The sequence below is a fragment of the Bacillus sp. Bvel1 genome, assembly GCF_014872755.1.
GTDB classification, from domain to species: Bacteria; Bacillota; Bacilli; order Bacillales; family Bacillaceae; genus Bacillus; species Bacillus velezensis.
The window spans coordinates 961,968-976,052 of record NZ_JAAOBZ010000007.1 but is presented as its reverse complement, the minus strand read 5'-3'; the positions used below and the strand labels follow the sequence as shown (position 1 = coordinate 976,052).

The window sequence follows — 14,085 nt, the reverse complement described above, 5'->3', positions numbered from 1 at the left end:
TCATGAAAAACAAAAGATCCGTAAAACAAGATGTGCCTCTTATTATCGCCGCTTCGGTTTTGGCCAGCAGTCTGTTTGTCGTTCTTGTCGTCATCGGTTTTCAATGGCAGAACATTTAAAGAAAGAGAGCAGCTCGTAAAAGAAAGAAGGGAAGTAAATGATTCAAATCGATCCGAGAAGCTCAACTCCGATTTATGAGCAGATCATACAGCAATTGAAAGAGCTTTGTTTAAAAGGGATCATGAAGCCGGGGGATAAACTTCCTTCTGTCAGGGAATTGGCAACGATCATTATCGCCAATCCGAACACAGTCAGCAAAGCGTACAAGGAGCTCGAACGCGATGGTGTCATTGAAACGCTGAGGGGAAGAGGAACGTATATATCGGAGAATGCAAAAACGACATTGGTTGAAGGGAAGATGACGATGATAAAAGAGCAATTGAAACAGCTCATCATCGATGCCCATTACGCGGGAGTTGAGCTGGAGAAGCTGCAGGAATGGATAAAGGAAATCAGCGCTGATGTGAAAGGAGGAAAGGATCATGATTGAATTGCGGAATCTCTCAAAAACGATAGACGGTAAAGAAGTGCTCAAGGATATTTCGCTCACCATCGGAAAAGGGGAAATTTTCGGGCTGCTCGGGCGGAACGGATCAGGGAAAACAACACTGCTCCGGCTCATTCAGCAGATTCTGCTGCCGGATCAAGGGACGGTTTTATTTAATCAGGTGGAAATAAAGCGTCATCCGAAAGTCAAACAGAACATTATTTATATGCCTGTTGAAAATCCTTTTTATGACAAGTATACATATAAACAGCTTGTTGCGATTGTAAGCAGAATCTATCCGAATTTTGATGTGACTTACGCCAATGAGCTGATGAACAGGTACGGCATTCCGGAAACGAAGAAATACCGTGAATTATCCACAGGCCTGAAAAAACAGCTTGCGCTCGTCCTTGCCTTTGCTTCACGCCCGGCTCTTATCCTTTTGGATGAACCGACGGACGGAATTGACGCCGTAACGCGTCATGACGTGCTGCAGCTTATGGTGGATGAAGTAGCTGAACGGGAAACGAGCATTCTGATTACCTCACACCGTTTAGAAGATATTGAGCGAATGTGCAACCGGATCGGGTTTTTGGAAGGAAATCAGCTGACGAATGTGATGGACTTGGATGATATGAAGGAAGAGTACATGAAAATCCAAATGGCATTTGAAGAGGACGTCGCCTTGAAGATCAGAGAACAAAATATACCGATTCTCGACCATGCCGGTGTGTTTTATACGGTGCTGATTCAAAAGAACGATGAGAAGAAAAAGAACTTTCTGCAAGAGCTGCAGCCGAAAGTATGGAACGAACTTCCTGTGAACTTAGAAGAAGTCTTCATCGCGAAGTTTGGAGGGAACCGGAGATGGTAGACAGGGGATTGCTGTACAGGGAATGGGTGCAGAATCGAACTGTTCTTGTGATGGTCGGCATTTTTTTAGCGGCGGTCAATCCATTTGAAGTGTTAAATACCTATCTGGTTTATCAAGGCTGTCTGGACACCCACGGAGCATATTGTAAGTTTTATGTGAATTCTTTGGATAGCGGAATGCTGAACTTAAACTGGGCGCCCGCTGTGATTTTGGCGGTTTGCTTATTCGGACTGGAACGTACGAAAGGTACGATTGATGCGCTTTTCAGTCTGCCTTACTCCCGCGCTCAGGTGTTCCACACTAAATTTTGGCTCGGAGCGGCGGTCATTACCGGCGCTCAGGTGATCGGCTACGGGCTGGCTGAGCTGCTCATTCTTCTGTTAAAGCCTGAGCGCGTATATTTCTTCCACCATTACAGCGTCGGAGAGATTATTGTGAGTGTTTTGGCTTTTACATTGGTTGCGAGCGCGGGCTGCTTAACGGGGAATACGTTCGCCCAGCTGTTAACGGCGTTTGCCGTGTCGATAGCGCCTTACCTGATTATTACGTTGCCGCTGACAAATGCGGAAGTTATCTTCAGGGTCGGCATGCATGAGCTGATGCCATCAGTCAATGCTTACCTAAACGATTCGTTTCAATATCTGATTCCGATCATGTATGTTAATACGGACTGGGTATCTGCCAGCAAGTATATATTAATCATTCCGGCAGTGATGAGCATTGTATTTTATGCCATCGGGTACTTTTGCTATGTCAGGCAGCCGGTGGAACGGAACGGCCATTTTTTTCTCTGGAGACAGCTTGACCGGCCCATTCAGATTGTGGTGATCATCATCGCCGTTCTCGGTTTTGGCCTGGCGGGGTACTCGACGGGACATACGATGACAGGGTATGTGGCCGGGATGCTGGTCGGAGGAGCGATCGGATTTTTGGTCAGTTATTTTGTGATTTATAAAAAAACGAAGCATGTGTAAGAGAGGAGGACCGGAATGATACCGCGGGGATTGTTGTACACAGAATGGAAAAAAAATCAGTGGTTGTTTTTATGCAGCGGCATTCTTTTAATGGCGGCAAACCCTTTTATGGTTTATAACAACTACTCAACATATCAAGAATGTTTGAATAACCCAGCTCTTCAAGATTGTGAATTTGTTGTCAATTATACGAATGGGTCGCCTCTTTCCTTCAGCTGGGTTGTGAGTGTCATCATTGCTGTCTTCTTATTAGGCTTGGAACGGACAAAGGGAACGATGGATGCTTTGTTAAGCATGCCTTACAGCAGAGGCCAAATCTTTCAGACGAAATTCTGGCTCGGCGTGGCAGTCATTGTTGCTCCTCAGGCGATAGGCTATGAAGCGGCGTCATTGCTGATATCTTTGTTGAAACCGAGCCATACGTACGATTTTGATCATTTTTCAATCGGAATGATTGTCATCAGCTTTATGGCTTACGCCTTGTTAATGGCATCCGGCGCATTAACGGGACAGATATTCGCCCAGCTGTTAACGGCGTTTACAGTAACGGTTCTGCCCTTTTTACTCATCGGTCTGCCGGCCGCGAATTTGGAGGTCGTTTTCGATTTTAGTGTCGGAGATCAATTTTCTTTTATCAGCAGTTATATCGAATCCCGTCTTTTTATATTTATAACCCCTATTGGATATGTGTTTAACGACTGGATCAGAGAAAGAGATTTGATTTTAATCATTCCGATTGTGATGAGCCTTGTCTTTTATCTGATCGGTTACGTCAGCTTTCTGAAACATCCGAATGAACGGAACGGCAGATTCTTTCTTTGGAGAAAATTGGACCGGCCGGTGCAGATCTTGGTGATTGCGTTTGCCGTTATGGGTTTCGGCGTTTTCGGATATGGGGTCACAGACACGATGTTCGGCTATTTAGCCGGCATTATCTTCGGCGCGGTTATCGGGTTTTTCATCAGTTATTTTACGGTTTACAGGAAGTCAAAGCATATGTAGATCTGTTTGAGAATGAACAGTTTGGAGGAAAGCAAGGTGCCGATTAGCGGTTTGCTTTATAAAGAATGGAAGCAGCGGCAGACGCTGCTGCTGCTTACAGCGGGGTTCTTATCTATCTTAGGCCCTTTGGCAATTATAAATGAGTATTTTCACTATAAGGATTGTTTACGTGCACTTCAGCTGTACCCGGGGTCAGTTTGTACATTCAGCATCGATTACATCAATTATCGGAATTTGATTGGGCTTCATTTCATTCCGCCGGTTGTTATGGGGCTTTTTCTGATAAGAGCAGGCCGGGCTGAAAGGATGTTTACACTGAGTCTTCCGTATTCGAGAAGCCGGATATTTCATACGAAGTTTTTCTTGGGAGCAGCCGTGTTAGCCGGCTCACAGTTTGTTTCTTACGGAGTATCCGACATATTGTTCCTAGCGCTTAAACCTGACGCTGTCCATCATTTTCAATCATTCAGCGCAGGGATGCTGGTCATCAGCTTGATGATTTACGCATTAGTGACAGCTGCCGGCACGATAACGGGCAATTTAGCGGCGCAGCTGATCACAGCGTTCACGGTTTCCGTCTTTCCGATCGTGGTTATGACGATTTACCTGTTAAACGCCGAGTTCCTTTTTGGCAGGCAGGCTGTGCCGGATATTGATTTCCCTTGGAGCGGATTTCTGATCTATTTCATGCCTGCCGCTTACATCCATACATCATGGATGTATTACATGAAACACGCATTGTTCATCTCCGCATTAATGGGATTTTGTTTCTATCTATTCGGCTATGTGAATTTCCTGAAAATGCCGAATGAACGAAGCGGACATTTTATCCTGAGCAAACACATTGAACGCATCATTCAAGTGCTCGTCATGTCGCTCAGTATGCTGGGAAGTGCGGGGGTATGCGGATATGCTTATAACCGTTCGTATACCGGCTACATATTCGGCATGCTCATCGGTGCGGTTATCGGGTTTTTCATTAATTATTACTTCATCTATAAAAAAACGAAACAGATATAAGGGGGAGTGGTGTACGTGATAGAGGTACAGCATATCGATCATTCATTTAAAATCGGCAGGAAAGGCAGAGAGAGTGAGGTTCCGGTACTGAAGGATGTCTCTTTGACCGTTGAAAAAGGGGAAATTGCCTGTATCGTCGGGCGGAGCGGTTCCGGAAAATCAACGCTTCTGAATTTAATTTCGGGATACATAGCGCCGACAAAGGGCCGTATCGTCATTAACGGCACTGATGTGACGGGTTTCAATGAAAAAGAGTGGGCGCAGTTCCGCCTCGGGCATTTCGGCTTTATTTTTCAAAGCTTTCAGCTCATTCCGAGTCTGACAACCTATGAAAATGTTGAAATGCCGCTTGCCTTAAAAGGCGTCAAACCGTCTGAACGCAAGCAGAAAGTCGCAGATATGCTGAAACGGGTCGGACTTGAGAATCATGCGAATCATTATCCGAATGAGCTGTCAGGCGGCCAGCAGCAGCGTGTCAGTATCGCAAGAGCCCTCATTTTAAATCCGTCAATTATTTTAGCCGATGAGCCGACGGGAAGCCTCGATTCAGAAACGGAACTTGAGGTGCTTGCATTAATTCAGCAGCTGAACCGGGAGCGCGGGATTACATTTGTCATCATTACGCATGACGATGAAGTCGCTTCGATCGCGCATTCAAAATTCCAGCTGCATGACGGTGTATTAAAAGGGGGCGTTACTGTTGAGATTTAAGGATCAGATTCACTTTATCAGAAGAAATATGAAGAAAAACCGGCTGCGTGTTTTCATGACGGTGCTGGCGACGACAATGGCGTGCGCGTTTTTAGTGGTGCTGGCTTCCGTCGGATTCGGCATCCAAAAAACGATTACAGACATTACGATGAGCCAGCAGATTGTTACGGAAATCAATGTGCTCGGCCAAGAAAACGGAAAAGCCGTGAAGAAATCAGACTTGGAAAAGTATAAAAATGTCAAGTCTGTCGTTGAGAGAACACAAGTGTATGAACCGAACAAAGCGTCATTGGGAAACCGAACAAATGAAGATTCAGCCATTGTGCTGACAAACATGAAAGATGAAGTCAAAGCCAATATGGAGCTTGATCAGGGAAGAGTCGCCCGTACAGAGAATGAAATCGTGGTCGGCTATGATTTTGCGAAGAACCTATTGACGAAAAAAGAGGCTGACGCTTACGACAAAGAGTTAAAGGATCACCAAGGCGACATGTCGGAGGTGAAAAAACCAAAAGGCTATACGAAAGACCTGCTTAATAAAACGATACAGCTGAGCATCTCCAAAACAAACAAAGACGGAGACGTTGAAAAAACGAAAACGTACGACTTCAAAGTAGTCGGAATTACAAAAAAACCGTCCCAAGATTGGATGGAGGATACAAATATTTTTGTGAGTGATCAATTCAAGAAAGACTTCTCGACATTCTTGGATCTGAAGAATGGAAATGCGGAAAAAAGCATCAATGTGTATGCGGACAAATTCGATCATGTCGATCAGCTTACCCATGACCTCACGGATGACGGCTTTTATGTCAGATCTGTCACAACCGAGCTGAAGGGCGTCAACACCTTTTTCCTCGTCTTTAAAATCGGTCTGATCTTTGTCGGCTTTATCGCCGTCGTGATTTCAGCCATCGGTATTTTCAATACGATGACGATGGCGGTGACGGAACGAACGCAGGAAATCGGGATTATGAAAGCGATCGGCGCAAGCCCGTCCATCATCCGCAGAATGTTCCTGATGGAAAGCGCCTATATCGGGATATTAGGTTCTGTCATCGGGATTATCATTTCTTACGGAGTGAGTTTTGCCGTCAATCTGGCTGTGCCGGTTATCTTGAAAGCGGTAGGGGGAAATACCGGAGCTGAAGATCTTCATTATACCTTCTCCTACATCCCGCTCAGCCTCGTTGTGATCGCAGTTGTCATTTGTGCGGGGGTCGCGGTGATTTCCGGTATGAATCCGGCCCGCAAAGCGACAAAAACCAACGTTCTGACCGCATTAAGAAGAGAACTGTAAAGGAAAAAAGCCGGCTGGACATCAGCCGGTTTTTCCTCTATCTATCAGAAAAGGGCGGATACCATGTTTCACATTTTGTTAATAGAAGATGATAACACTTTGTTTCACGAGATGAAGGAGAGATTAACAGGCTGGTCATTTGCGGTGCACGGAATAAAGGATTTCAGCCGGGTCATCCGGGAGTTTACTGAAATTAAGCCTGATTTGGTGATCATTGATGTACAGCTGCCGAAATTTGACGGCTTTCATTGGTGCAGAATGATACGCTCCCAATCAAACGTGCCGATTCTCTTTTTGTCCTCGCGCGATCATCCCGCGGATATGGTCATGTCGATGCAGCTCGGGGCAGATGATTTTATTCAGAAGCCTTTTCACTTTGATGTGTTAATCGCGAAAATACAGGCGGTGTTCCGCCGTGTGCACCAATACGGCACAGAACCGGCGCTGATGAAAAGATGGTGCGGGGCGGTCATTGACACAGAAACCAACACGGTCAGCCGTAAAAACGGTTCGGTCGAACTGACCAAAAACGAAATGCTGATCTTAAAACTGCTGGCTGAGCAGAAAAATAAAATCGTCAGCCGGGAAGAACTCATCAGAAGCCTATGGAATGATGAGCGTTTCGTCAGTGATAATACGCTGACGGTGAATGTCAACCGGCTGCGGAAAAAACTCGATCAATTAGGCATCGGGAAAATGATTGAAACCAAGGTGGGGCAGGGATACATCGCAAAGGAGGAAGACGGTCTTTATGATTAAATCATTTCTGCTCGAAAGAAAAAGCTGGATCGCGATGTTTCTTTTGCAGCAGGCTGTGCTCCTTTTTGCGGCATATATTGATCCGTCTATTCCGTTTTTTTCGGTGCTGTATTTTGTTTACCTGTCGCTTCTTGTGTTTCTTGTATTTCTCTTGTTCCGCTATCGTAAAGAGACCGCCTATTATAAAAGCTTAAGAGAGTGGGACGCCAATTTAGACATGTCTTATCTTAAAGCGCCTGACAGTCCGTTTGAGTCTATCGTTGAAGAAAGCATTGAAGGGCAGACAGAGCAATTACGAAAAAGCTCACTTGATCTTCAGGCGGCGTCAGAGCATGAAAAGGATGATCTGATGTCATGGATTCACGAGGTCAAAACACCGCTGACAGCGATGCATCTCATGATCGAGCGCCTTGATGAACAGCCGCTGAAACCCCCTTTGCTGTATGAATGGCTGCGGATTCACCATCTCCTGGACCAGCAGCTTCATCAGAAACGATTGTCCTTTATTGAAAATGATTTATCATTCCAGCGCATTCAGCTCAGACCGCTCGTTTTCAAAGAAATTAAAAACCTGCAATCATGGTGCATACAAAAAGGGATCGGGTTTGACATTCAGCTTGATTCGCCGGACGTTCACAGTGACGGAAAATGGCTTTCCTTCATCATCAGGCAGCTGTTAAGCAATGCCGTCAAATACAGTGAAGCGGATGACATTACCGTAAAAAGCTATGAACAAAACGGCCGGGTGCATGTCGATATCGAAGACCGCGGCATCGGCATCGAGCCCAAAGATCTTCCGCGCATTTTTGAAAAAGGATTTACCTCGACGCGAATGAGGCGAGATCACGCGTCAACGGGGATGGGCCTGTATTTGGCTCAAAAAGCCGCGGCTCCGCTTCTCATCCAGATCAGCGTGCGCTCTGAGCCGGAAAGCGGCACGGTTTTTACCTTGGTGTTTCCAAAACAGAACGATGCCGTCAGCATGTTCAGCGTGTGACAAAAGTGTCACATGCTTTTCTCTTTTGTTCGCTTAATCAAACGAAAAAAACGGCTTCTGTTTTTAAAATAAAGATAACCAATGTAAAAGGAGAATCATAACGTGATGATTTTAGAAGCAGGCAATATCCAAAAAAGCTACGGAAACAAGCTGAATAAACAAGAGGTGCTGAAAGGAATTGATCTTCAGATTCACAAAGGGGAATTCGTCAGCATTATGGGCCCGTCAGGATCAGGGAAAACGACCCTTTTGAATGTGCTTTCCTCCATTGATAAAGTGAGCGCGGGCACCATTAAACTGAACGAGACGGAGATTACATCCATGAAAGAAAAACAGCTTGCCGAATTCAGAAAACGGCATCTCGGCTTTATTTTTCAGGATTATAATTTATTGGACACGCTGACCGTGAAGGAAAACATACTCCTGCCGTTATCCATTACGAAAATGTCTAAGAAAGAGGCGGACCTGCGATTTGCCGAGACGGCAGAGGAGCTTGGGATCTATGATTTGAGACATAAGTATCCGAGTGAAATTTCCGGCGGACAAAAACAGCGGACGTCTGCCGCAAGAGCTGTTATTCACGAGCCGGGCATTATTTTTGCTGATGAGCCGACCGGAGCGCTCGATTCAAAGGCTGCCACGGATTTATTGAATAAACTCAGCCGCCTGAATCAAAAACGCCGCGCCACCATTGTGATGGTGACGCATGATCCGGTTGCCGCCAGCTATTCCGGACGTGTGGTTTTCATTAAAGACGGCCGTGTGTATACGCAGCTGAATAAAGGCGGTCAGGATAGACCGGACTTTTTTCAGGATATTATGAAAACGCAAAGTGTATTGGGCGGGGTTCAGGCATGAGTATTCATCATTTGATCTTCCAGAACCTGAAAAAGAATATGAAAAACTATTATCTTTACGTTTTTGCGCTGGTGTTCAGCGCCGCCCTTTATTTCGCGTTTGTCACGATGCAATACGATCCTGCGCTTGATGAAATGAAAAGCTCCATAAAAGGAGCGGCGGCAATCCGGGCCGCCTCTGTACTGCTTGTGGCGATCGTGTCGGTATTTCTTTTATATGCCAACACCATTTTTATTAAACGGCGCGGCCGGGAAATCGGCTTATTCCGATTAATCGGGATGACGAAAATGCACATTTTCCGCATACTCAGCGCAGAAAATTTCATTTTGTATTTCGGATCGATTTGGATCGGTATTTTCGCCGGCTTTTCCCTCTCGAAATTATGTATGATGATGCTGTTTCATACAGTCGGTGTGAAAGCCTCTGTCTCACTGTTTTTTTCAAGCAAGGCGCTCGTTCAGACGTTAATTGTGTTCGGGGCAATTTACGTGCTGATTATGATGATGAATTACTTATTTATTAAACGGCAAAGCATTTTGTCTTTATTTAAAACCGCGTCATCGTCAGAAAGCGGCATAAGACGGCTTTCTTGGGTGCAGATGTTGATCGGCGTTGTCGGTATTGCGGCCATTATCGCCGGCTATGCCGTGTCCGCGGATTTATTCGGAGGCAGTTTTACGAGCATGAATGAACTGTTTTCGGCCATGGTGTTTATTCTCGGCTCGGTCATTATCGGAACCTATCTGTTTTATAAAGGTTCGGTCAGCTTTCTGGCAAATCTCATCCGGAAATCAAAAGGCGGGTATCTGAATGTCAGTGAAGTGCTGTCTTTGTCATCCATCATGTTCCGGATGAAGTCAAACGCCGTATTGCTGACGATTATTACGACTCTTTCGGCGCTGGCAATCGGTTTGCTGTCTTTAAGCTATATCTCGTACTACTCCGCGGAAAAATCGGCTGAGCAAAATACAGCCGCGGACTTTGCGTTTGATAACCAAAAGGAGACTGACTCTTTTACCGCTTTATTGAAGAAAAACGGAATTGAACACAAAGTAAAAACAATCAAGACCATTCAAGCCGGTGTCAATATGAAGAACATTATAAACGGCGACATGAAAAGCTTTCAACAAGACCCGTCCAGCCTGGCGCTGCCGATTATAAGCGAGAAAGATGCAGAAGGGACGGAGCTTTCTGACGGAGAAGCCGTGTTTACCGGATATAATGATATGATGAAAAGATTCCTCGACCTGAAAACGTCGGGTTCCATTGATATAAACGGCAAAACGGATAAAATACCGCTGGCGTATAAGGGCTTGAAGAACGACTTCCTCCTGTCATATACATTTACAAGCGGAGGGTTGCCGACCGTTATCGTCACGCAGCAGGTATTCGACCGGATCGAGAAAGATATCGACCCGTCCATCCAGGGAAAATCAAATCGGTTTTTCGGCATTACACTCAAACGAGAAGAGGACATCCAAAAAGCTGATGGTCTGTTTCAGGCGCAGCACTATTCAGACGGTGCGCTTTCACAATTTGAAACGGCTGACACGCAAAAGAAAAACATGGGGCTGATCATGTTTATTGTCGGCTTTTTGGGATTAACCTTTTTGATCACCTCAGGCTGTATCCTTTATTTTAAACAAATGGGCGAGTGTGAGGATGAGAAGGCTGATTATACGATATTGCGGAAGCTCGGCTTCACAACGGGAGATCTGCTGAAAGGCATCCGCCGGAAGCAGGCGTATCATTTCGGGATTCCGCTCGTTCTCGGGCTGTTCCACAGCTATTTTGCCGTTCAGTCAGGATGGTTTTTATTCGGAACGGAAGTGTGGACGCCGATGATCATCGTCATGGCGCTGTATACGCTGCTGTACTCCATCTTCGGCATGCTGTCGGTGCTGTATTATAAAAAGGTCATTCAATCCGCCTTGTAAAACAATTGAGGAGCCTCCGCATAAGCGGAGGCTTTTTTTGTATGAATAGAAGAAAGCGATTTTTAAAAGAATAGACATACGTCATTTTTTCGCGCGGGGGAGCCTTATGCAGAAGTATTTTCAATTGAAATCTGAAACAGGGGCCTTTCATCTTTTTTCCAAGGAACACATTTTCACATTGTTGATCATCGGATTGCTGGGGGCGGGCGTGATCGTATTCCGGAAAAAGCTCAACCAGAGCCGTATGATCCGCTATGTACTATTCATTCTCCTTGCCGTGTCGCAGATCAGCTATCATATATGGCTGCTTTGTCATCATGCCTGGTCGCTGAAAACAGCTCTGCCGCTGCAGCTGAGCGACCTTTCCGTCTATTTGGCGATGCTGATGGTCATGACAAAAAGCAAAAAGCTATTCGCCTTCCTCTATTTTGCCGGTTTGGGCAGCGCCGTACAGGCGATGGCAACACCTGATTTAGGGGCGTATTCTTTCCCGCATTTTCGGTACATCGTGTTTTTCGTCTCCCACGGCTGTGTTTTTCTTACCTGTCTATTCATGGCCGCTTCAGAAAGGTACAGGCCGTCGGCGCGCGGGCTGTGGGTGTCGGTGCTGATCGTAAATCTGTACGGGGCGTGTGTCTTTTTTATTGATCGTGTGCTGAATGCAAATTATCTATATTTAATGAAAAAACCGAAGACCGCTTCGCTTCTGAATGTTTTCGGACCTTGGCCGTGGTATCTTCTATCAATGGAAGCGGCGGTGATATTGAGCTTCTTCATTCTGTATATTCCGTTTTGGCTGCTGAGGAAAAGAGCATGAAGCCGGCCTGTTTTTGCGAATCCAATCATTTGTAATTTTTTCAACATTCCGGCATTATTTTTTTCAGATTCTGATGTTGAAAAAAGACGTCCGCGGCGATAGAATGAATGTGCTATGATAACGTGATCGATACGGAGCCGCGGCTTGCGGTTTCCGTTTTTTCATGGGGTTTTTTATAGAGAGAGGGGGATCGGTATGCCGCGCGCTTTGAAGATATTAATCATCGGAATGTTTATCAATGTGACGGGCGCATCTTTTTTGTGGCCGCTGAATACGATCTATATTCATAATCATTTAGGGAAATCGCTGACTGTTGCGGGGATTGTTCTGATGCTGAATTCCGGGGCCAGTGTGGCGGGGAATTTATGCGGCGGATTTTTGTTTGATAAAATCGGCGGATTCAAATCCATTATGCTGGGCATTATGATCACATTGGCAAGTCTTCTCGGACTCGTTCTGTTTCACCAATGGCCCGTTTATATTTGGCTGCTCATCATTGTCGGCTTCGGTTCCGGTATCGTGTTTCCGGCCAGTTACGCCATGGCGGGAGCGGTATGGAAAGAAGGCGGGCGGAGAGCTTTTAATGCGATTTATGTAGCTCAGAACGCAGGTGTCGCCGTGGGCTCGGCACTCGGCGGGATGGTTGCGGCGTACTCGTTTACGTACGTGTTTTTAGCCAATGCTTTGCTGTATGTGCTGTTTTTCCTTATCGTATTTTTCGGGTTTCGAAATATCAAAACCGGAAATGCGAGCCAGGTTTCTGTTCTGGACTACGAGCCTGTCAGCAGCAGAACGAAATTTACGGCGCTTCTCATATTGAGCGGCGGGTATGTTCTCGGGTGGATTGCCTATTCGCAGTGGTCCACAACCGTTGCGTCACATACTCAAAGCATCGGTATGCCGCTTTCATTATACAGTGTGCTCTGGACCGTAAACGGAATATTAATTGTCGCCGGACAGCCTCTCATAGGAGCTGTTCTGAAAAAATGGTCAGGCGCGTTAAAAACGCAGATGGTCATCGGCTTTTGTATTTTTATCGTTTCGTTCGGCGTGCTTCTTAGCGCCAAGCAATTTCCGATGTACCTCACCGCAATGGTGATTTTAACCGTCGGAGAAATGCTTGTCTGGCCTGCCGTTCCTACCATTGCCAATCAGCTTGCGCCTAAGGGGAAAGAAGGGTTTTACCAAGGATTCGTCAACAGTGCGGCGACGGGCGGCAGAATGATCGGGCCGCTCCTTGGCGGCGTGCTGGTTGATCAGTACGGCATGAGCGTGCTGCTGTTGATCCTGATGGTGCTTCTTGTTGTCAGCATCGCAGCGACGGTGCTGTACGACAAACGCCTGAAAACCGTTAATAAACAAAACGTCCAAGTGCGATGACGACATAAAAAATCCCGCTGTTTCGGCGGGATTTTTTTGTTTATACGACCGGAAGCACGTTGACGGCGTCCTTAACGTTTAAATACGTCTTTAATGAAGAAAAGCTGGCATCAAGCTGATTCATTCTCATGGCGAGGGAAGGCTTGATCCCGGTGATAATCAGTTCTGTGCCGATTAATTTAAGCAGGTGGTGCAATTTGAAAATCTGGTCTGCCGTCTGTTCGTTTACCTCGGCCAAACCTGATAAGTCTATAATTAAGTAATCATCTTTAGATGCGGTTAATATGTCCGTCAAAGTTGTCACAATTGAATCAAATCGTTCTTCCGTTAAGTTTCCCACTAACGGCAAGGCGGAGATGCCGTTTCGGATCGGAACAATCGGTGTTGACAGCGTCGTGATTTCTGTGAGGGAATCCTCCAGGAGCTTTTCGTATTCTTTCTGCTCTGTAATGTCTTTTTGAAAACCGACAAAATAGAGCTTGTCTTCAACATACAGAGGATCAATGTTGAGTTCATTCCAAAACGGGGTGCCGTCTTTTTTGACATTTTTCAGCCGCACCGTGATCTTTTCTTTCTGGTTTAAGCTCTTTCTTATTTTCGCGACTTGTTGACGGTCGGTTTCTTTGCTTTGCAGAAATCTGCAGTTCTTTCCTAATATCTCTTCGGAAGCGTAGCCTGTCATATCCATAAATCCCTGATTTGTATATATGATGGGATTGTCCTCAAGAGAGGGGTCTGTAATCACCACGCCGATGCGTGCGTGATCAAGCGCCTTTTTGATAAGCTCCAGCTGCTCCAGTTTTCCGGATACATTTGAGTCAGCCATGTAAAACCCCCTTTTGGCCGTAAAGCTGCACGCTTTTTTCAGCCGTTGTTTCTCCCCTTTTTAAATGAATCTACAGTAACCGT

14 protein-coding genes are annotated in these 14,085 nt (G+C 45.8%); 13 read left to right on the top strand and 1 reads right to left on the bottom strand.

What is annotated here, in order from left to right; genetic code table 11:
- The first annotated feature begins 157 nt into the window (after window positions 1–157).
- The 13 genes from ytrA to HAP68_RS14020 all read left to right on the top strand — a co-directional run bounded on the left by ytrA (window position 158) and on the right by HAP68_RS14020 (window position 13,176).
- Entirely contained in the window at window positions 158–550 is a 393-nt protein-coding gene (gene ytrA / locus HAP68_RS14080; RefSeq protein ID WP_003152275.1) for a GntR family transcriptional regulator YtrA, read from the top strand.
- Window positions 543–1,421, top strand: coding sequence for an ABC transporter ATP-binding protein (locus HAP68_RS14075; RefSeq protein ID WP_003152276.1), 879 nt, complete (start codon window positions 543–545; stop codon window positions 1,419–1,421). Before ytrA ends, HAP68_RS14075 begins: the two co-directional genes overlap by 8 nt.
- Window positions 1,415–2,395 carry an ABC transporter permease subunit gene (locus HAP68_RS14070; RefSeq protein ID WP_184123326.1) on the top strand — a complete coding sequence of 327 codons (981 nt, stop codon included), beginning with the start codon at window positions 1,415–1,417 and terminating at the stop codon, window positions 2,393–2,395. Before HAP68_RS14075 ends, HAP68_RS14070 begins: the two co-directional genes overlap by 7 nt.
- A 15-nt stretch (window positions 2,396–2,410) precedes the next feature.
- The gene (locus HAP68_RS14065; protein WP_024085708.1) at window positions 2,411–3,397 is read left to right on the top strand and encodes an ABC-2 transporter permease; all 987 of its coding nucleotides are present in this window, start codon (window positions 2,411–2,413) and stop codon (window positions 3,395–3,397) included.
- 36 nt (window positions 3,398–3,433) lie between these two features.
- On the top strand, window positions 3,434–4,417 hold the full coding sequence (locus tag HAP68_RS14060; protein ID WP_024085707.1) for a hypothetical protein: 984 nt from the start codon (window positions 3,434–3,436) through the stop codon (window positions 4,415–4,417).
- A 15-nt stretch (window positions 4,418–4,432) separates the two neighbouring features.
- Window positions 4,433–5,128, top strand: a complete 696-nt coding sequence (locus HAP68_RS14055) for an ABC transporter ATP-binding protein (protein ID WP_003152281.1) — start codon at window positions 4,433–4,435, stop codon at window positions 5,126–5,128.
- Window positions 5,118–6,428 carry an ABC transporter permease gene (locus HAP68_RS14050; RefSeq protein WP_003152283.1) on the top strand — a complete coding sequence of 437 codons (1,311 nt, stop codon included), beginning with the start codon at window positions 5,118–5,120 and terminating at the stop codon, window positions 6,426–6,428. Before HAP68_RS14055 ends, HAP68_RS14050 begins: the two co-directional genes overlap by 11 nt.
- A gap of 63 nt (window positions 6,429–6,491) precedes the next feature.
- Window positions 6,492–7,187, top strand: coding sequence for a response regulator transcription factor (locus tag HAP68_RS14045; RefSeq protein WP_014305616.1), 696 nt, complete (start codon window positions 6,492–6,494; stop codon window positions 7,185–7,187).
- The gene (locus HAP68_RS14040) at window positions 7,180–8,184 is read left to right on the top strand and encodes a sensor histidine kinase (protein WP_024085706.1); all 1,005 of its coding nucleotides are present in this window, start codon (window positions 7,180–7,182) and stop codon (window positions 8,182–8,184) included. The genes HAP68_RS14045 and HAP68_RS14040 overlap by 8 nt, the downstream gene beginning before the upstream one ends.
- Window positions 8,185–8,286: 102 nt before the next feature.
- On the top strand, window positions 8,287–9,042 hold the full coding sequence (locus HAP68_RS14035) for an ABC transporter ATP-binding protein (RefSeq protein WP_015387828.1): 756 nt from the start codon (window positions 8,287–8,289) through the stop codon (window positions 9,040–9,042).
- Entirely contained in the window at window positions 9,039–10,979 is a 1,941-nt protein-coding gene (locus HAP68_RS14030) for an FtsX-like permease family protein (RefSeq protein WP_003152291.1), read from the top strand. The genes HAP68_RS14035 and HAP68_RS14030 overlap by 4 nt, the downstream gene beginning before the upstream one ends.
- A 106-nt stretch (window positions 10,980–11,085) precedes the next feature.
- Entirely contained in the window at window positions 11,086–11,796 is a 711-nt protein-coding gene (locus tag HAP68_RS14025; protein WP_015387829.1) for a YwaF family protein, read from the top strand.
- Between the two features lie 195 nt (window positions 11,797–11,991).
- Window positions 11,992–13,176 (top strand): MDR family MFS transporter, encoded by a 1,185-nt coding sequence (locus HAP68_RS14020; protein WP_014305612.1) that lies wholly within the window; start codon window positions 11,992–11,994, stop codon window positions 13,174–13,176.
- Window positions 13,177–13,216: 40 nt separating this feature from the next.
- Here HAP68_RS14020 and ytvA read toward each other — a convergent pair whose 3' ends face one another.
- Window positions 13,217–14,002: a YtvA family blue-light photoreceptor gene (gene ytvA, locus HAP68_RS14015; protein ID WP_003152294.1), complete on the bottom strand. Its 786-nt coding sequence runs from the start codon at window positions 14,000–14,002 to the stop codon at window positions 13,217–13,219.
- Between the last annotated feature and the right edge of the window lie 83 nt (window positions 14,003–14,085).